Below are 21692 nucleotides of genomic sequence, written 5' to 3' on the forward strand. Positions count from 1 at the left end.
GTTATTGTTATTTGGGGTTTGAACCCTTTGATTTGGTTATTGGGATAGGATTTGCTAATTTATGCACTTCCAGCCACTCACAGTTGAAAAAAGCCTTTTGTAAAGGATTGTTAACAAAAAAAATAATCACTACAATCCTATCAGGGTAAGAATTTCAGCAATTTTACTAGCTACAAAAACATTTATAACTCAGGGATAAGTACATAAATCAAAAAAGCCTATCCCATTAACTCTAATGAAAGGGTTCAAACGCAACGATGAAAAGGAAGCGAGTTAAATTCACTGTCGCTCATCACATCGTTAAGTAAACACCCTTTTAATAAGTAAAAAGTAAGAAGTAAAAAGTAAAAAGATAATCACCATAAATAAATTTAGGTGCTTGTAACAATTATTCTTTTTCTTTCTTTGACTTTTAGCTTTTTACTTGTGTCTTGTTCATTCAACATTTTACGTCATTTAAATTAAGGAGAAAAATCATGTCTAACTTTGACATTATTCGTGCTTGGAAAGATGAAGACTACCGCAATAGTTTGAGTGATGAACAACGTTCTCAATTACCTGAAAACCCAGCAGGTTTGATTGAACTTCCCGATGCAGAATCCAATGCTTTATCCGGGGGCGGTTGTTCAATATTTACAGGGACTTGTGGACGTGTCTGTGAAAGACTTACACCCCAGTACGGTTGTAAAGGCTGTGATAATGGCGGTTTGACAACCTGATAGTATGAGGCTGAATGTGATTGCTTGAGATAAAAATCAGGCGATCGCACTTAGTTTCCGCGCCAAAAACTAACAAGATTGGGTAGGCTATGACCTGCCCAATCATATCTTAATTAATCCTTCAATTTCTCCCGGTAGAAATATCTTATTTAGTCTTTAATCTCAGGAAAAGTTATGTCAAAAGCAGATAATAATACACGCATATTAACAGATAAAGAGTACGAAATAAACTTATCTGATAAAATTAACCAATCCAGCACAATATCTTCTACTTGGTATCAGGCTATTACTTTATCTGAGCGTATTCAAAAACAGTTAAGCTCTAAAAAAGTTGATGCTGAACTTGCCGCGCGGCGTGTACAAAAATGGCAGTCACAGTCTAGTTTTACTGATCAAGCTGACTTCGCTCAACGTTTAGCAATTAATGGCATCAGTGAGGAAGAATTTTTCAACTTACTTGGTGAACCAATTGAGGCAGTACGAGAACGTTATCCCCACCCCCCACAATGGTTAACAGATATCATTTCAGCCTTTGCTCACCCGGTTGCTGCTAATTTACCGCCGCTTCCCCAGAAATTGCAAAATGCAGAAATGAGTGGTTTTTTGGATGCGATCGCACCATTAATTAGCCAAGGATGCGATCGTTTACAAGCGGGCATCGCTGCGTTAATCGCCACGCAATCTGATTTACCTTTTGTCCCCAGCACAATTACAGAAGTGTTGTTTGCCAATCTACCAGAAAAGTTACTGGCAATGTTAAGCCGGACAATGGTTTTAGAACTCAATGTTGCCCGTCTGCAAGGCAATCTCCAAGGAGATACATCCAAAGAAAGATTCCAAAGCTTTTTAGCACAATTACGCCAACCGGAAACAGCGTTAAACTTATTGCAAGAGTATCCGGTTTTAGCTCGTCAACTTGTAACTTGCATCGAACAATGGGTAACATTTAGTTTAGAATTTCTGCATCATTTATGCTCTGATTGGCAAGCCATTAAAACTACTTTTAGCCCTGATCAAGAGCCAGGATTATTGATAGCATTAGACATGACTGTAGGCGATCGCCACAGAGGTGGACGCAGCGTGTCCATTGCCAAATTTAGTTCTGGTTGGCAACTGGTTTATAAGCCGAAATCATTAGGTGTAGATATTCATTTTCAAGAGTTTTTAACTTGGCTAAATCAACGCAGCGATCTACCAGCATTCCGCACGCTGAAGCTTCTCAATCAAGGTACATACGGCTGGGTTGAGTTTGTGGAAATGCTAAACTGCTCCTCCTCAGCCGAAGTTGAGCGATTCTACCAACGTATGGGGGCATATCTGGCATTACTTTACGTTCTAGAAGCCAGAGATTTTCACTTTGAAAATTTGATCGCAGTGGGTGAACATCCGGTTTTGATTGACTTGGAGGCACTTTTTCACCCGCGTCTGGAAGAAGGCGATCGCCACCAAGTACATCAGTTTGCCAATAATATTATGTATGACTCAGTTTTGCGCGTCGGACTACTCCCCTATCGCGCCTGGGCAAACGCTGAGTCTGGAGGCATTGATCTCAGTGGTTTAGGCACGGTAGGCAAACAGCTAACACCAGATCGTCTTCCTTACTGGCAAGGTGTAGGTACAGATGAAATGCAACTCCAGCGCCAGCAAATGGAAATGCTAGGACAGCAACATCGACCAACGCTCAATGGTAAAGAAATTAATGCTTTAGATTATATAGAATTTCTCATTTCGGGATTCACCAAAATTTATGGATTGTTGTTACAACACCGCGATGAGTTACTAACAGAAAATAGTCCACTTACTTGGTTCGCCAACGATGAAGTGCGAGTTATCCTGCGTCCAACGCGAACTTACGGACTGTTGTTTATGGAGAGTTTTCATCCTGATATCCTACGCAACGCATTGGATCGGGATTGCTACTTTGATAGATTGTGGGCTGAGGTCAAAAGTTACCCAGATATAGCTAGAGCGATCGCCTTTGAACAAGCAGATTTACAAAATGGTGATATTCCACTGTTTGTCACTCATCCCAATTCACGAGATATGTGGAGTAGTTCTCATGTCCGCATCGCCAACTTTCTCCAAGAACCAAGTGCGATCGCCGTTCAACGCTGTCTGCAACAACTCAGCGAAACTGATCTCAAACAACAAATATGGTATATTCGCGCTTCCTTAAGCACCCTGGCGCTCAATGTTGAGCAGCAAGCGTCTCACCCCAGTTACTCTGCAATCAAATCTCAGACTGCGATTAACCGGGAACAGCTATTAACGGCGGCTCAAGTAATTGGCGATCGTTTAGAAGAACTAGCACTGCACGACAAAAATCATGTAACTTGGATTGGTTTAACACCTACCATCACCAGTCAATTATCTCTAATTCCCTTGGGGTTGGATCTTTATGGTGGTGTGGCTGGGGTGGCACTTTTCCTCGCCTACCTTGGTGCTGTCACTAAACAGGAACGCTACACAAAGCTGGCCAAATCTGCACTGAAGACATTGCAACAACAGACTCAGCTAGGTAAATCATTTCTCAAGTTAATTGGTGGATTTAGCGGTTGGGGAGGTGTGATTTATACTTTGACCCATTTAGCAGTATTGTGGGAGGAGCCAGAGCTATTGACTGAAGCGGTAGCAATTTTAGAAATTCTCCCCGATGCCATCAAGCAAGACGAACAATTAGATATTATCGGTGGTGCTGCCGGATGTATTATCAGCTTAATTAACCTGCATCAATATATTCCCAGCGATCGCATAATCGAGGTGGCGCGTCAATGTGGCGAAAGGCTACTCACCAAAGCTCAATCTATGGAAAAAGGCATCGGTTGGGTAATTCGTCACGCCGGCACTAAACCTCTAGCTGGATTCTCTCACGGTGCAGCCGGAATTGCTTTGGCGTTGCTAGAGTTAGCCGCCTTAACGGGTGAAATAAGTTTTCGCACAGCCGCACTGGAGGCGATCGCCTACGAGCGCAGTCTTTTCGCCATCCAGGAAGGAAATTGGCTGGATCTACGCGACTTGGAAGTTCCCGGAAAAGATGTTAGTGATTCCCAACCAGCCTTGATGACAGCCTGGTGTCATGGCGCACCTGGTATTGGCTTGGCTCGATTGCGTTGTTTGCCATACATTGATGATGCAGAAATCCGTGCCGAAATTAACACAGCCCTAAAAACCACCATCACCCAGGGCTTTGGTAGCAACCATTCCCTCTGTCACGGAGATTTAGGCAACCTAGAACTGCTGTTGCAAGCCAGTCTAACTCTTGATGATCCACAGTGGAAAACTCAAGGCGATCGCTTGGCTGCTGCCATTCTTGAAGGTATCAATCAACACGGCTGGCTATGTGGTGTTCCCTTGGGAGTTGAGACACCAGGACTGATGACTGGACTAGCTGGTATTGGTTATGAATTACTCCGCCTCGCTGCACCAGAAATTGTTCCCTCAGTTTTGGGACTAGAACCGCCCAAAGTTAATAAGTAGTTGGACAAAATTAAATTCATTCGTGGTGATAGGGAACAGGGAAAAGAAAACATGAAATACCACTTAATTCAACAACATAGCGAAGAAGACTGCGGTGCTGCTAGTCTTGCAACAGTGGCTAAACATTATGGTAAAACCTTTAGCATGACTCGCTGTCGGGAAGCGGTCGGGACAGGACAGCAAGGAAGCACTTTATTAGGATTGAAACAAGGCGCAGAAATTCTGGGTTTCAATGCACGAGCCGTAAAAGTACCTCTGGAGACTTTCAACGAAATCACCCTTCCTTTACCCGCGATTATCCACTGGAAAGGCTATCATTGGGTGGTTTTCTACGGACAAAAAGGTAATAAATACGTCGTAGCTGACCCAGGTGCAGGTATCCGTTATCTAGAAAAAAAGTGGTTTTTAGAAGCATGGACAAACAAAGTTATGCTGCTGCTGGAACCAGATCCAGTGCGCTTTTTTACCCAGGAAGATGAAGCAGAAAAAATTGGCGGTTTTGATCGTTTTTTGCGGCGTGTTGCCCCTTATCGTGGCATTCTGAGCCAAACCTTATTACTCAACTCGATTTTAGGTTTACTTTCCCTCGCTTCGCCCTTTTTGTTGCAAATTCTCACCGATGATGTGCTGGTGCGGGGAGATACCCAACTGCTAACTAGTGTTGCCATTGCTGTGATTGTGATGCACTTGGTTAGTAGTAGTTTGCGATTAGCACAATCAAATTTGGTCGCCCATTTTTCGCAACGGTTACAACTAGGATTAATTTTAGAATTTGGCAGGCAGATTTTACGCTTACCTTTAAGTTACTATGAATCTCGGCGCAGTGGTGAAATTGTCAGTCGCCTAGAAGATATTCAACAAATTAACCAATTAATTTCGCAAGTTGTTGTCAGTCTGCCCAGCCAATTTTTTATTGCTTTAGTATCTTTAGGTTTCATGCTGTTTTATAGTATTAAACTTACAGTTGTAGCTGGGGCGATCGCACTAGTCATGACCTTATCTACCGTAGTTTTCTTGCCCACATTACAGCAAAAAATCCGCAGTGTTTTGGTGTTATCTGCCGAAAATCAAGGTGTTTTAGTAGAAACCTTTAAAGGTGCTATTACCCTAAAAACAACTACTGCGGCTCCGCAATTTTGGGAAGAATTTCAAAGTCGATTTAGTCGCCTCGCTAACTTGACTTTCCGTACTATGCAAATTGGTATTGTGAACGGCATATTTTCAAATTTAGTATCCAGCATTGGCAGTATTACTTTAATTTGGTTCGGTAGTAGTTTAGTCATTCAGCAAGAATTATCAATTGGGATGCTCTTAGCTTTTAATAGTATGAATGGCAACTTTACCAACTTTATTCAAACTACTATCGATTTTGTGGATGAATTTACCCGTGCTAAAACTGCTACCCAACGCCTCACAGAAGTCATTGAAGCGACCCCAGAAATTTTAGACCATAATCAAAAGCCTTGGGTAAATATTCCAGGTAATGCAGATATCACTTGTACCAACCTCAATTTTCATCATCCTGGGAGAGTGGAACTACTGCAAGATTTCTCGCTGATCATTCCTGGGGGTCAAGTAATTGCTTTGATTGGTAAATCGGGCTGTGGTAAAAGCACTCTGGCAAAATTGATTGCAGGTTTATATCAACTCCAGTCGGGTAATATTCGTTTTGGTATTTATAATTTAGAGGATATTTCTTTAGACTGTCTCCGCCAACAAGTGGTGCTAGTACCGCAAGATGCACACTTTTGGAGTCGGTCAATTATGGAAAATTTTCGTTTAGGTTCACCTCACATTAGCTTTGAGCAGATTGTCAAAGCTTGCAAAATTGCTGGGGCTGATGAATTTATTAGCAATCTCCCTGACAAATATCAAACGGTATTAGGGGAATTTGGGGCAAATCTTTCTGGTGGACAACGGCAAAGATTAGCTATTGCGAGAGCGATTGTAAATAACCCGCCAGTGTTAATTTTAGATGAATCGACTGGCGCACTCGACCCAGTGAGTGAAGCTCAAGTCTTAAATCAGTTACTCGCTCACCGTCAAGGTCAAACCACTATTTTAATTAGTCACCGTCCCAAAGTTATTCAGCAAGCTGATTGGATTGTGATGTTGGAACAAGGAAAATTAAAAATTCAAGGTTCTCCAGAGGCTTTGTGTCATCAATTTGGTGAACATTTAGATTTTCTGGATGCTGGGAATTTATCAGTCAGCAAAAATTCTTGCCAGTGTTATCCGAATGCAAGTTTCCCCAGCAGCATTCGCTAATCTCTACCGTACTCAGCACTCTTCATCAGGAATACTGTTATGCTTAGTCAGTTTAATGCAGACTCTTTGCCCCCAGTTGAAGATCATGAATTTCTGCCACCGTTGAGTAATTGGGTGAAAATCGGCAGTTTGATACTTGTTGGTGCTGTGGGGGGAGCGATCGCTTTATCTTCGATCATCGAATACAGAGTCACTGTACTAGGACAGGCGATCGTCCGGCCTACGGGAGAATTACGGCTTGTCCAAGCGGCGATGACTGGGCAGATAACCAATGTTTTGGTTAAAGAAAATCAGGCAGTGAATCAAGGAGATGTGCTGGCGACAATTGATGATTCCCGCCTACAAACTCAAAAAAGCCAACTGCAAGGCAACATCCAACAGGCGCAATTACAATTACAACAAATTGATGCTCAAATTCAAGCTCTCCATCGCCAAATTCAAGCGGAAACTGAACGCAAAAACCGTTTAGTAAGTTCGGCTCAAGCTGGATTCAATCGCGCCCAACGCAACTATCGAGAACAGCAAATTAGCGTCCAAGCAGAAGTAGCCGCAGCCCAGGCGAATTTAAACAGAGCGCAAAATGAATGGTACAAAGCCCAGATAGAATTACGTGGGGCTGATGCTCAGTTGAAATCCACAAAAATAGCCATGAGTGCGGCGGAAGCTAAACGCGATCGCTATCAAAAGATAGTTCAAGCGGGTGTTTTGTCTTTGAATCAATTAGAGGAAGTAGAGTTAGATGTGGCTCAACAAAAACAAGCGATTGAGATGCGACAAGCGGCGGTAGAAGCACAAAAGCAAATTATTGCCCAGCAACAACAAACTGTAGTCGCTGAACAAGCCAAACTGCGCCGCGCTCAAGCTGCCCTCAATCCGATTGATGCGGAAGTAGCGATCGCACAAGAAACAATAGCCCAAGAAATTGCCGGTGGACAAGCTACTCTCGCCACTCTCAACCGTGAATTGCAAGCTTTGTTGCAACAGCAACTACAAATGAAAAATCAGATCCAGCGTGATACCAAGGAACTACAACAAGTGGTTATGGATCTCAGCCAAACTAAAATTACAGCCAGTGACAATGGAATTGTCTCACAACTCAATTTGCGAAATCCTGGTCAATCGGTGCGTCAGGGTGAAGAAATTGCTCAAATTGTCCCTAGCAATGCTCCTTTAGTTATCAAGGCTGCCGTCGCCCCTGATGATGTCAGTAAATTAGCCAAAGGTCAAGAAGTTCAGATGCGGGTGTCTGCCTGTCCTTATCCCGATTACGGTACTCTTAAAGGTGTTGTTAGTCAAATTTCTGAAGATACAATCAAACCTTCAGGAAATCAAGTTGTTTCCACCGTTGCCAATAATCCTGTTTCTGCTGTTTACGAGGTGACAATCATCCCAAAAAGTTTTAGTTTTGGTAGAAACCAGCATCTATGTCATATTCAACCAGGAATGCAAGGTAGAGCCGATATTATTTCCCAAAAAGAAACAGTTTTGAAATTTTTGCTGAGGAAAGCTCGGTTAATTGCAGATGTTTAACCGCCGAAGTCGGCAGAGCGTTTGTTAAGGAAGGTTCTGAAGAAATTCATCGACAGAGTTGACAGCGATCGCCGCAGCCATTAAATTTTCTAGTTGTTCAATGCTCTGATCTTGCAGCCGGTCTTGCACCTGTTGGGGAATTGCACCGAAACGCAGTTGCAATACCTGTATTAACTGTCTTCTCGCACCTTGTTGTAGTCCTTGCTGTACACCTTGCTGTACACCTTGTTGTATTCCTTGTTGTATTCCTTGTTGTATTCCTTTTTGTAGTCCTTCTGTAAGAATTTCTTGATACCAAGGTGATTCACGTAATACTGTCATATCCCACCTCATAATTTGTTGGACTAAAGGTATGTCTAGTACAAAACTAGCAAAAAATGCTAACAATGGTTCTAACTGATTAAATTGTTCTGAGGTTCGGAGTTGCTGTAATGCACGTTGTACAACTGATGTTTCTGCACCACCTCGTAAAATCGGCACAAAAGGCAATAGTGAGGGTAATGGTTGGCTAAACACAATCTCTGCGTCTACTTCCCACAAGTTAATCACGTGATAGTCTTGAATTACTCTTAGTCCCAAAAACTCGGATTGGTAACTACTCACAACCGTGATTGTGGATGGAGGAGGCAAGATATTGATGAGTACTGGATAAATCGGTAGTTGATATTTTTCTTCTGCTAAGGCTGCATAAGCCCTCATACGGAGAGGCATATTTTTTGGGTAACGCAACTGCAACTCGTTGAGAATTAAAAAATCTCCACAGGATTCGCTGTATGCTTTGATTAGCACATCTGTTTCCCGACTAATCCATTGAAATTCAGCACTCAGAATTTCCTGAGCCACGACATCTGGAAGTTGTGTTACCCATTGCGCCCAAGCATTGGGCGCGAGGCTAATTAATCTTTTACTGCCGGTATCTGCTGCTTTTGCCACTGGATAATTTTTAAGTTTAACTGTGATCAGTAATCATCATATATATCAGGCGATCGCACTCACTACAAGGTAGCTAAAAACCGCGCCAGCTAGTTGTCATACTACTTCAATTGCTTAACTATCAGACCATGAGTTAAGATTTGGGGGATTCTCCCCCAAGCCCCCGATTGGGGGACGGTTGCGTCCCCCAAACCCCCTCCAAAATTATTCTTTGGGCTTTTGTTGAGTCTAGTTATTTTCACTTGGGTAGAATATAAATTCATCTGCGTTTATCCGCGTCCATCTGCGGTTAATTATCTCAATATCATTCAGGAGTCACCTACACCTGTCAGCTGCTCCCTACCTATCTGCGGTCTTTGATGATAATTCTTTTACCGGACAAGATATCACCTCTTTGATTACAAGCCATTACCAATCAAAATAAAGGCTGACCAGTAAAAAGGATGACTGAGATGCCCGCTTAGTTGTGGTCTTAAGTTACCGTATTTGCCAGTAATTAGGGCGATTTGTGCTTGACGTAGGGCTTGGGCTTTGGTGGTTTTTCCTTGGGACAGGATGTTGTAAAAAGTATTCATTAATACTTGTGTACCACCATCATCTACTGACCACAAGGAGGCGATCGCGGCTCGTGCGCCTGTTTGTTGTATCTGGTAGCCAAAACCCAGAATTTCTCTACCATTGCCAAATTGATCGCCTAATCCGGTTTGGCAGGCTGAAAGTACTATTAAATCAACATTGGGCAATCGCCAGTTTTTGATATCTCGGAGGGTGACGCGATCGCCATTCCCTAGCAAAATAAATGATTCTTCTGGCTGTCCGGTGGTAAATGCGGCGTGAGTTGCTAAATGGATGACGGCGTAATCATTCATTTCCAACACAATATCTGAATTGAATTGCTGATCTAATAATTTTTTGGTGCTGGGAATGGTTTGAGCGAGTGTTTCGACTTCTAAACCAGCAAAGGGTAAACCGGAAAAGTCAAACTGCTGAGATCCTACCTGAAAACTATAGTTGCCTTGGGTAAAGGCTGCCGCTAAGACATTTAATCGATTTTGGGGTTTGGTGTTGAGGTCGGTTAAGCTGACGGCAGTAATATTATTGATTTGGAAGCGTTCGATTAACCATTTTTGACCGTCATAAAGGGCGGCTAGGGGAACATAACGCAGTTGTCCGTCGGGAGCGTAGATGATGGTTTGGGCTTGTGCTTGTGCTAAGTCATTTTCTAGGGGTTTAATCAGCAAATCGTAGAGTTTTTGGGCGGGAACTGTGATTTTTGGGGTACGTTTTGGTAAGGTGGTGCGAAATTCCAAAATCGCTCGGTTGAGTTCTTCTTGGGTAACAGCTACGGTGCGGCGGATTGGTGGTGCGTAGGGGGTGACTAAAACTAGTTCTAAGCGATCGCTCAATACTAGGGGATAAAGTATGACTGCGCCTTGCTGGAGTTTTTTTAAGTTATCTTGTAAGGCGCTGGCGGAGGATTCCAGGTTAAAACTCTGCCCTTGGGTGGTTTGCTGGAGTTGGGCGACCCATTCGCGCACTTTCGGGCTATCGAGGAAGGTGTTAAAGTCTTTGGCTAGTGTCTGCTGAATTTTACGTAATTCTAAAATACGCTGTTTCTGGGCTGGGGTGCGGCTGCTCACACTAATGTTTTCCAGTTGGGCGAGTTCTCTACCAAGGGCGATCGCTTGCTCAAATTCTGCTTGCATCACCTCTCGAATTTGCCGTTCTTGGGAACGTTCCACAACACCAGTCGCGGTTTTTTCACTTCTTCGCACGTCGCGGAGATAGTCTTCAATTTCTTGGACTTTGAGTAAGTCTAGTACTTGTTGCGCTTCTAAAATTCGGTTGCGTTGCAGGAGAAGATCGGCTAAATGGCGATAATCTTTGGCAATGATTTCGGTATAAGATTGCTGTTGTTCTTTGCTTAATTCCCTAATATTATTGCGAATTGTTTCTCTAGCATTTACTGATTGTTTGAAGAAGATAATTGCTAATTCTGGTTGGTTCTGTTTTTCGAGTAACTTCCCGATAGTATTGAGGATGTATCCTTCACCTTCTTTGTTGCCAATTTCTTGAGCAATTACTAAACTTTGGTGCAAGAATTTTCCGGCTAATTCATATTGCCCTTGCTCTAAATAAACGTTTCCTATGGCGTGGAGATTTATCCCTTCTGCATTTCTGGATTTGAATTTTTGATAAATAGTTAAAGGTGGTTGCAAATACGCCAAGGCTAATTGATATTTTTCTTGCTTGAAGTAAACAATCCCAATATTGTAATATGTTGTTGCTTTGAGAAGTTCTTGTTGTTCTTTGTTCTGAATTTTTTGCAGCACTGTTAAGGCTTGCTGATAGAAATCTAACGCTAATTCATACTTTTCTTGTCTGTAGTAAATATTGCCGATCGCATTCAGCGCCCTTACTTCACCTGCAATGTCTCCTATTCTGTTTCCGTCTGATTCGAGCAGTACGGGTCTTCTGGCGATTTTTAAGGCTTCCTGATAAGATTTCAAAGCGAGTTCGTATTGTCCTAACACTTTATAAATCTGTCCCATATCAAGTTCAATTCGTACCCAGTCGCCTAAAATTTCTTGCCGGATGGGTAAGGCTTTTTGATAGTAATCGAGAGCTAATTTATACTCTCCCAAGCTGCTGTAAACTCTCGCTATGCGATGGAAAGTCCACCATTGGGTTGGCTCGCTGCCTAATTTTTTCGCAATCTCCAAAACTTGCTGGTATTTTTCTAAAGCTTCTCGATATTTACCTGCTCTCGAAAATTCATTACCTTGGATGGTGTAAATTTCTGCTATGGAGTTGAGGCTGGATTTTTCCCAACCGCGATCGCCGATTTCTTGTTGAATTGCCAAAGCTTGCTGATAATATTTCAACGCCTGCTGATAATTTCTTTGGCGATGGTAAACGTCTCCCAGGTGGAACAAAGTTCTGCCCGTACTTGTTTTATCTTCTATTTGTTGATAAATTAATAAAGCTGCCTCAAAGGTTTTGATGGCTCTGGTATATTCCCTTTCTATATACTGCCGCCAAGCTGCTTCATACAGTTGATCAGCTTTCAATTTTTCTGGTGTTTGAGTGAAGAAAATCACGCCACCTGTGGGTTTAAAAGTTGTAATTTTACCAGATGAAAAACGAATTTCGATCTGTTCGCCCTCAAAAGCCCCACTCAACGGCGTTTTACCCAGAATAATTGCTGTTTTCTCACTTTGTTTTGCGATTTCCTGTCTAATTGCCAAGGCTTGTTGATCAACTTGAGTAGCCGCTTGATTTTCTCCTAATTGTTTGTAAACCGCACTCATCTGGGTGAGAATTATCCCCTCCCAAGGACGATTTTTTTGCTGGCGAACAATTGTTAAGGCTTGTTGGTAAGCTTGTAATGCAGCTTGGTACTGAGTTTTGAGGTATTGTCCTTGGGTCGCGTAACTGTTTCCCTTGGCAAACAAAACTACTGCTTCTCCTTCCAGTGGGTGTACTTGCACAAGGGTTTTTTTCGCTGCATCTCTACCAACTTCTGTAATTAAAACTGCTTTTTGACCAGTAATATTTTCTTGAATACGGTTGCCAATTTCGCGCTGTAATGTAATTGCTTGCTCACGATACTCCTGCGCTGTTTGCTTCTGCTCTAATTTGGCGTAAATTGCGGCGATACTGTTGAGAATTGCGGCTTGATCTGGCTTTTCAAAGGGTATTCTTGTCCAGCGAAATAATTCCTGTTGTCCAAATTGGCGGATTTGCTGTTCTGGCACAAAATAGTTATCTTGAGTTTGAGGATCACGGGCGATCGCTAAGGCTTGCTGGTAAGCTGTCAACGCTGCTTCATACTGTCCTAAATTGGTGTAAATTTCCCCAATTTGGGTTAACAATATCGGTTTTTGATTAACCAACCTGTGGCTGCTGTTCTCCATGTCCACAATTGCCAGAGATTGCTGATAATTATCCAAGGCAGTTTGATACTGTCCTAATGCGGCGTAAACTTCACCCATACTTCTTTTAATTCGCTGTTCCTGCTGGCGATAATCTCCTGGTGACAATTCCTCTCTGCGCCGACGAACTTCGATATTTTCTGGGCTGGACATTTCTGCGTTGATGATTGCCAAGGCTTCTTTGTAGAATTGCAAGGCAGTTTGGTACTGTCCTAGAGTTTTGTAGATATCCGCAATATTCGCTAAGGTATTTTCTTCCTCATTTTCAGCGAAGTTTTGCCATCCAGCGACCCCAGCGATTACTTCTAGCCGTTGTCCGCGTTTCTCTATCTCGGCTATTTCTGCGGATTCAACAGTCGTGATAGCAGTTTTGATTGGTTTTCCTTTCCCTACCTGAATCAAACCGTTGCTGAGTCCATCTTCTAGTTTGATTCCCTCTGGGCTATGAATGTTAACATCAGTACCAAAGGCGACCCGAATTGTCTGGGGGATTGGTGTTTTTGTTGACTGTTCAGCAACTTCCCGCCGAATTACCAAGCTTTGCTGATAGGTATCTAAGGCTACTGGTAACTGTCCGAGAGTTTCGTAAATTGTCCCCATTTGATTGAGAATTACCCATTCCCAGGGGCGATTTTTTTGCTGACGGACGATCGCTAAAGCTTGCTGATAGGATGACAAGGCGGCTGGGTATCTTGCAAACTTGGCGTGTTCTGCACCGTTGCGGTAGTGGATGAGTGCTTCCCCTGTCAGGAGTGTAATTAAAGTTGGTCTTTTTTGGGGTATGTTGTAAGTCACCAAAATTGCTTGTTTGACAATATTTGTCGCCCACCCCACATGAATACCCATTTCTTGTCTGATGGCTAAGGCTTGTTCTTGATATTCCTGCGCCGTTTGTGGGTAGCCTTGGTTATGGTAAATATAGCCCAGATTATTCAGGATTTTCTCTTCCAGGGAACGATCGCCAATTTCTCGCGCTATTGGTAAAGCCTGTTGATAATACTCCAGGGCTATTTGCGGCTGTTGTCCTTGATTTTTGTAGGTGGAGGCGATCGCATTCAGGATTTTTGCTGTTAACGGGCGATCGCCAATTTCGCGGACAATAGCTAAAGCTGGTTCGGAGAAATCCAGAGAAATCGGGCGCGATTCCCGTTGATTGTCGATTCCCCAGTTGTAATCTTGGCTCAAATTCAACATTACTGTAGCTTCGCCGATGCGATCGCCTGCTTGGCGCATCTGGGCTAAGGCTTGTTCGTAGTATTTTACAGCTTGTTCTTTTTGATCTAACGCGGCGTAAGTCATCCCAATTCCGTTGAGACTCCAACCAACACCCGCGCGATCGCCCAAAGCCCCCATAATCATTAAGGCTTGCTGGTAATATTTTCTTACCTCCAAGTAAGACTTAATTTCCTCCGGCTTTTTGATTTTCTGGTAGTAAAGTTGCGATTTAATATAGCTGACGTAAGTATTTCCCAAGCCAATCAAAGTAATCGCTTCCCCAGATTTATCTTTTACCTCACGCCGTATAGATAAAGCTTGCTGATAGAATTGCAGAGCATTTTTGTACTGTCCTTGGGTTGCGTAAACGGCGGCGATTTGATGCAGTGATGCGGCTTCCTCTGCACGGTTATTCAATTCCCGTGTAATTTCTAAGGCTTGTTGATGATGTTGAAGGGCGGTTTGAGTTTGTCCTTGATGGCGATAAACTTCTCCTAATTTATTGAGAACTGCGGCTGTGTAAGCGCGATCGCCAATTGCTTGATAAATATTTAATGCTTGTTGAAAAGATTGTAACGCCGAAGTAAATTGACTTTGCGCCAGTTGTTGATTACCTTGCTCAAACAGTTGTTGCGCCTCTGGGATTTGAGCCACAAATTGGTGATTAGCAATTAATTCTGCTGCCAACACTCGCCCTTGTATGGGATGATAATTCATCAACCCACTATCAATAGAAAAGATAGCCAATAAAACAGCAAGTGTAGGCATTCTCAATGCTGGGAATTGCATTAAAAATATTTTGGTAAATTTGTAAGTGGTGGGACAAAGTTCAATTCAACAGTGCAGATAGAATTACTCTAAGAGTTTCTTAGCACCCCTTTTTAAGGGGGATTTAGGGGGATCGAAATATGTGCAACTTCACATTAAATTGGTATTACTTAATTATTAGTCCCGTCCCATTAATATCTTGAATAATTTCTGTTAGTCAATCCAATGTCACAAAAATATTATTAAGTCGAAACACCCCTCATCCCCCTTGTCTCCCTTGTCCCCCTTGTCTCCTCATCCCCTCATCCCCCAAATCACAACCTCAACCTACTACCTGTGTCATCAATCGGAAATGGCCTGATGGCTTTGGTGTTAAACAGTTCTTGGAACACCTTGCGCCGCTTTTGGGGTGTTTCCGGTGCGATGTAACCCCATAAACTTTCCCAATAGAAAAAAGAGATGCCAGAAAAAGAGCGATCGCGTACCATATCAATTTGTTCTTTAATTTGGGAAATTCTCACCGGGTTGCGTAAAGTTCCGGTAGAGATACCAATCACAACCGGAATTTTGCTGAGGGCTGATTTTATGGCTGGTTGTTCTAGTTCGGTTTTAAAACTATTTTGGTTATGGCGGTATACTTGCAACACCAACTCATCCACCCAGCCGTTTTTTACCCAAGTTTCCCAATCTTGCAAATAATATTTATACGCAAAGGCTTTTGCATTGGGAGACAGCGATAATTTTGCATTCGGTTCAATTTCTTTGATGCTGCGATAGATTCTCCCCATGAATGCAGTAATTTTGTTAGCACGCCAACGCATCCATTCGGGGTTAAAGGGATCAGTCGGCGGATTTTGACCTTGATGTTCTTGTTTGTAGAGTTCGACAGTGAAGCGATCGTAACCAAATTGTACTGGCATTCCAAAATGATCATCTAGTTGAATGCCATCTACATTGTAATTACTTACAACTTCTAAAATGAGTTCTAAAATAAAATCTTGAACTTCTGGATTTAGCGGATTTAACCAAGCTTGTTTAGTCGCAGCCCCATTATTAGCATCTTCTGGCAAAACTTCTTTAACAGAATTTACACCTGCTTGTCCAATTGTTAACCAATCAGGATAACGTTTGGCTAACTCAGAATTTGGCGGTGTCATAAAACCATATTCAAACCAGGGAATTACAGTCAAACCTTTGGGTTTAGCAAGTTTAATAATCTTGGCTAAAACGTCTTGTCCACCGTGCATAAAATTCAGTGTTGGTTCTGCTTCTTCCCCAATTGTATTTTTAGCAACATTACTTTTGTAAAAAGTACTGCCCCGATTCCACACTACAGGATAAATTGTATTAAAATTTAACGCCGCTAATTGATTAATCGCGCGGTCAATTCCCCAAGGAACAAATAAAACACCACTAGCAACGTTAGTTAACCAAACACCTCGAATTTCTGTAACCATTGGTTGGTTTTTTGGTTGAGCATAAAATGAAAAAGAAGGTAGAGTAAATACTGTTAAACAAAGTATAAATTCTAAAGCTATTAAGTAAATAATCCAATGTTTAGTCAACCGATTCATCAGTGGGTTTGACTGCTTTTACAAAGAACAATTATAAATACAAAATAATTTAGCATTTTCCGGATAATGTGAATCTAATTCTTAATTCTTAGGGGCATTTTACCTAAATTATTATCAATCTGTGAATTATCTCGTCAACCTGCCGATACATTACAAGACTTACGCAAAATTACGAATAAACGAATCGCAAAGGACACGAAGCAAGCCTGGGATGAATAATCTAGCTCTAATTAAGGAATAAACGAACCGCAAAGGACGCAGAGACGCGATAGCGGCTTCTCGCAAGGTAGGACACGAAGTTATAAGAGTTTGAATTGTAATACCCAGTAAATTTATTAAATATTAGTATCCATCTAAGTTTCAATCCCTAATAGGGATTAGTTGAAATTGCAATTAAAGGTAAACTTTGGTTTTGCGGATTTGAGCGGCAATCGCGTTTCAATCCCTAATAGGGATTAGTTGAAATTGCAATTTGAGGCTTGCTGAGTATCTTGGTTATCTTGCTCCCGGTTTCAATCCCTAATAGGGATTAGTTGAAATTGCAATAATTGTGTTCAATTAAATCCATCTACACATATAGTTTCAATCCCTAATAGGGATTAGTTGAAATTGCAATCCCATATCGGATGGATTTACCGTCGGTATGAAGTTGTTTCAATCCCTAATAGGGATTAGTTGAAATTGCAATTTCAAATTTTCTGTTGGTATAGCCAATTTTGTAGCGGTCAAGTTTCAATCCCTAATAGGGATTAGTTGAAATTGCAATCTGTGAAATTCCTCCCCACTTTCTTCACTGGGGAAAAGTTATGTTTCAATCCCTAATAGGGATTAGTTGAAATTGCAATCCTAGCAGAAGCTAAGAAGCAAAAGGCTAAAGTTGAGAAACGTTTCAATCCCTAATAGGGATTAGTTGAAATTGCAATTACTCTTACTACTTTGGTTTCTGTTCCAAATTTTGGTTTCAATCCCTAATAGGGATTAGTTGAAATTGCAATATGTCCTTTGTGGACAGCTAAAGGTGAAGCTGGTTTCAATCCCTAATAGGGATTAGTTGAAATTGCAATAGCGGGCTGGAAGCTATGCTAAATCTGCAAGGTTTCAATCCCTAATAGGGATTAGTTGAAATTGCAATGCATCAAGAGCCGGCAATTGCCCGATATCGCCAGGGTTTCAATCCCTAATAGGGATTAGTTGAAATTGCAATTGTAGTTTGGATTACCTGATCCGATTGAGCTAAACAGTTTCAATCCCTAATAGGGATTAGTTGAAATTGCAATCTCCGAACTTAGAGAGGAACTTTTATAGTACTATTGTTTCAATCCCTAATAGGGATTAGTTGAAATTGCAATCTTTGGTCATTGACCACATCAACAACGATAGTAAATTTGTTTCAATCCCTAATAGGGATTAGTTGAAATTGCAATGAAATATCCAAATTAAGGCTATTCAGGATTTTAATGTTTCAATCCCTAATAGGGATTAGTTGAAATTGCAATTTCTCAGGTGAAGTCTTAGCTGTGATGGATTGATAAGTTTCAATCCCTAATAGGGATTAGTTGAAATTGCAATATTTGGCATGAGCAAGTGTAAAGTGATCACTCTCGTTTCAATCCCTAATAGGGATTAGTTGAAATTGCAATACAATTGCTAAGAATGGCACAAAAAGTGCCATTGATGTTTCAATCCCTAATAGGGATTAGTTGAAATTGCAATATTGTACCTTACACCATTTTTCTTGAAATCTCCGCAGTTTCAATCCCTAATAGGGATTAGTTGAAATTGCAATTCTATCTCAAGAATATTTAAGTTCAGGGTTGCTGGTTTCAATCCCTAATAGGGATTAGTTGAAATTGCAATTTCGGTTGTCGCATTGATTACATCAAGCGGGATTTGAGTGTTTCAATCCCTAATAGGGATTAGTTGAAATTGCAATTCCAAGACAATGCGTTTTGGTTGGTACTTCTAATGAGTTTCAATCCCTAATAGGGATTAGTTGAAATTGCAATTTGAACCATAAACTATAGCTAAATTTTTACGGCTATAGCCAATGTTTCAATCCCTAATAGGGATTAGTTGAAATTGCAATGACGTTCTAACCATTCGCCGGAACTGGGGACTTTTGTTTCAATCCCTAATAGGGATTAGTTGAAATTGCAATCAGTCGATGCAGCCGTGACACAATAACAGCAAATGTTTCAATCCCTAATAGGGATTAGTTGAAATTGCAATTGCCGAATCATCCCAGAACTGGCATTTATCATTTTGCTTCGGGTTTCAATCCCTAATAGGGATTAGTTGAAATTGCAATGAAAATGCCGCCCATGCTTTTGAGGATGGATACCGTTTCAATCCCTAATAGGGATTAGTTGAAATTGCAATTTGACAACTGTGCCGTGATCTCGCAAAAACCGCGTTTCAATCCCTAATAGGGATTAGTTGAAATTGCAATTATTAATCAGGTACTTACGAACCTTGCCCAAGGTTACAAGCGTTTCAATCCCTAATAGGGATTAGTTGAAATTGCAATCGCGGGAGCCGGAAAAGCTTACTGTATTTAGTTTTCAAGGTGCGGTTTCGCGGATGGGATAATTTTAACATGGTGTAATGTCAATCGATTTACGCTAAATTGCTGAAACCTATACTGTATAAGCCGCGCGGATATTTTTAATTAATTTTTTCTGCAAAACCTTACCCTCTAAGCCATCCAGCCATTCTTACTCAAGGGCGATTTTGTACACCTATCTATCCGCGCATTTTGACTAAATTTGTCATGGTGTTCAAATCCCCGACCTTTTGAGAAAGTCGGGGATCTAGATATTACATCAAGAGTTGGCGAATTAAAATACTCATGACTTCATCAGGGTTGGCGGTTGGTAAAAGTGGACTCCAGTCGCCAACGCTGGCGTAACCAATGAGGTGCAAACGATGAATGGTGATGGTGACGGCTGGCGCTGAACCGATGAGTAAATGTTTGACGGGTTCGCGTTTGGGAAGTGGCTTTTCTGATAACTGATTGGGGGTGGCTGGATTGGACTCTGCACTAGGCAGGTATTGTCTTAAATGTGACTGGGCTGAAATTTGATTTTGTGGCATCATAATAGTTGTACTCCGATATGGGGATTACAGGAAGGCGATCGCAGACTCTTGGCCGAGGGCGATCGCCTTTTCCATATCTTTATGATATGGTATAAATTTATACTTGTCAAGCATGAATAAAAAAATTCTTGTTAAGAATTACCCTATTTTTAGAAGCATCAAATAATACAAAAAACCTGTTACCTCTAACCTGTCACCTGTTACCTCTAACCTAAATTAAAAGTTTAGAATATCCAACGACTCTTCAATTTGTAAATCTAAAACTCGTCCTCGCGCATCTTTAAGCGCATCTAATTTACCTTCTTTGCGATAAAGTTCTACAGCTTTTTTAAAATCTGTAATTGCCTCTTGCTTGTCGCCAATTTCTGATTGCACATTGCCGCGATTATAATAGGCATCGGCATAATTAGGATTAATTTGTATAGCCTGAGTATAATCTTCAAAAGCTCCGGCATTGTCGCCTAAATCATAACGAGCATTACCACGATTATAATAAGCATGGGCATCATGAGGGTTAATAGCAATTACTTGAGTATAATCATCAATTGCACCTTCATAATCACCAATATCTGCACGCGCGTTACCACGGTTTTTGTAAGCAATAGCATCGTGAGGATTTAACTTAATCGCTTTAGTAAAGCTTTGCTGATACCCTAAAAAATAACGGGACATGCCACGGTTTTGATAATTGATGGCATAGTTAGGATTAATTTTAAGTGCTTGACTGTAATCTTCAATTGCACCTTGATTATCTCCTAAATGGGAACGAGCATCGGCACGATTTTTATAAGCTACTGCCAGATGAGGATTAATATTAATTGCCTGGGAGTAATCATGAATGGCTGAAGTGTAATCGCTTAACTGATAACTCGCTAACCCACGTTTAATATACAATTTGGCATCATTGAGGTTAAGTTGAATGGCTTGGGAATAATCTGCGATCGCTTCTGCATAATCTCCCAATTGATAATAGCTTAATCCGCGTTGATAATAAATCTCTGCATCATTTGGGTGTAATTTTAAGGCTTGGCTATAATTAGCGATCGCATTGGCATATTCTCCCTTAGCAAAGCAATCATTACCTAGTTTGATAGAATCTATTTCTGCCTGCACAACCAAAAATTGATTATCTTGATTCACTGCGGGACGCGCCACTAAAATTGGTGTTTTTTGATTATCTTCTGAGCGTGATTCCTGATAATTAATAGTAGATTGATATTGTTCTAAATAACAACGCAAACCACCACCATATAATAATTGTTCTATGCCAAAGGCAATTCTACCTGTTTTGAGTTTAATCATCCGAGTTGGTAAAAATCCGGCTAAAAAAAGATGATACTCAGATTGCGCTTCGTGTACTTCTTCTTGAATTAAAATACAGACTACAACTGCATTTTTTTCTACTTCTTCCGAACTAACAGACCATCTCACCCGATCAAGGCTACCATGCCGAGATTTAACTTCAATTCCCACTGATGGGTTAGTAGTTAGGGTAAAATCTATTTTGCCATCGCCACCAAAGCGTTTCTCATAATCAACTTCGGTAATTAAATCAGCCAAACGTTCTTTAACAACTTCCTCGCCTAATTTGCCTTTGAGATAGCTGATAAAAACATCACGCACTGGCGAAACCCGCTTGTATTTTTCAGCCATTTGCCAGCAAAAGTCGCGGAGTGTTTTTAATCTCTCCCCAGAGATTATAGTTAATTCGCTGTATTGACCTTCCGTTTCGCAACGTAGCAGAGAACCAGATGTTAGCCTTTGAATAAAATCAGACTGTAGCGATCGCAGCAGCGTAATCCAGTCCATTGAGATATTGCAATCCTATTTGATTTCTAAACATCTTGTCGAGACAGGGAGTCGGGAGACTGATATATCTGCGAATCTGGGAATTAGATTATTTTATTCAAATATCCCATATACGTAAACATTTCCCCTGAAAAACACTCTCTACCTTGTCCCCCTTGTCCCCCTTGTCCCCTTCGTCTTTAAATTTCTCCAGAATAATTTACTCTGGCCATAGACTTTACGAATGGCTAATTGCAATAATTCTTGATAAACTGAATCAGCGATATGGTTTTACTTAAATAAGTAAAACTATATACAAAAAATTATTGTGATTAACAGTAATACCCGGTAGAAGCTCAGAACCATTGTATACAGATAGTACTTATCAG

The 21692-nt window shown here is 41.3% G+C and carries 9 protein-coding genes and 1 CRISPR repeat array; of the genes, 4 read left to right on the top strand and 5 right to left on the bottom strand.

From position 1 onward, the window contains the following. Positions 1–476 precede the first annotated feature (476 nt). The 4 genes from H6G75_RS11515 to H6G75_RS11530 all read left to right on the top strand — a co-directional run bounded on the left by H6G75_RS11515 (position 477) and on the right by H6G75_RS11530 (position 7994). Positions 477–719 carry a mersacidin/lichenicidin family type 2 lantibiotic gene (locus H6G75_RS11515; protein ID WP_190593185.1) on the top strand — a complete coding sequence of 81 codons (243 nt, stop codon included), beginning with the start codon at positions 477–479 and terminating at the stop codon, positions 717–719. Positions 720–893: 174 nt separating this feature from the next. Then, on the top strand, positions 894–4196 hold the full coding sequence (locus tag H6G75_RS11520; RefSeq protein ID WP_190980070.1) for a type 2 lanthipeptide synthetase LanM family protein: 3303 nt from the start codon (positions 894–896) through the stop codon (positions 4194–4196). Between the two features lie 51 nt (positions 4197–4247). Further along, entirely contained in the window at positions 4248–6464 is a 2217-nt protein-coding gene (locus H6G75_RS11525) for a peptidase domain-containing ABC transporter (protein WP_190980071.1), read from the top strand. 39 nt (positions 6465–6503) lie between these two features. Beyond that, complete coding sequence (locus tag H6G75_RS11530; protein WP_190980072.1) at positions 6504–7994, top strand: HlyD family secretion protein; 1491 nt, start codon at positions 6504–6506, stop codon at positions 7992–7994. A 24-nt stretch (positions 7995–8018) separates the two neighbouring features. Here the strand turns inward: H6G75_RS11530 and H6G75_RS11535 are convergent, their stop codons facing one another. From H6G75_RS11535 to H6G75_RS11555, 5 genes are all read right to left on the bottom strand, one after another. Next, positions 8019–8927 (bottom strand): DUF4351 domain-containing protein, encoded by a 909-nt coding sequence (locus tag H6G75_RS11535; RefSeq protein ID WP_190980073.1) that lies wholly within the window; start codon positions 8925–8927, stop codon positions 8019–8021. A gap of 398 nt (positions 8928–9325) precedes the next feature. Then, complete coding sequence (locus H6G75_RS11540) at positions 9326–14845, bottom strand: tetratricopeptide repeat protein (RefSeq protein WP_242051509.1); 5520 nt, start codon at positions 14843–14845, stop codon at positions 9326–9328. A 314-nt stretch (positions 14846–15159) separates the two neighbouring features. After that, positions 15160–16419, bottom strand: a complete 1260-nt coding sequence (locus tag H6G75_RS11545) for a glycoside hydrolase family 10 protein (RefSeq protein WP_190980075.1) — start codon at positions 16417–16419, stop codon at positions 15160–15162. Between the two features lie 357 nt (positions 16420–16776). After that, a CRISPR array of direct repeats spans positions 16777–18946; the repeat unit is 37 nt; unit sequence GTTTCAATCCCTAATAGGGATTAGTTGAAATTGCAAT. Positions 18947–19236: 290 nt separating this feature from the next. Beyond that, positions 19237–19512, bottom strand: coding sequence for a hypothetical protein (locus H6G75_RS11550; RefSeq protein ID WP_190980095.1), 276 nt, complete (start codon positions 19510–19512; stop codon positions 19237–19239). A gap of 219 nt (positions 19513–19731) precedes the next feature. Then, complete coding sequence (locus H6G75_RS11555; RefSeq protein WP_190980076.1) at positions 19732–21324, bottom strand: tetratricopeptide repeat protein; 1593 nt, start codon at positions 21322–21324, stop codon at positions 19732–19734. Positions 21325–21692 lie beyond the last annotated feature (368 nt).

Source organism: Nostoc sp. FACHB-280, assembly GCF_014697615.1.
In the GTDB taxonomy this organism is placed as follows: Bacteria; Cyanobacteriota; Cyanobacteriia; order Cyanobacteriales; family Nostocaceae; genus Nostoc_B.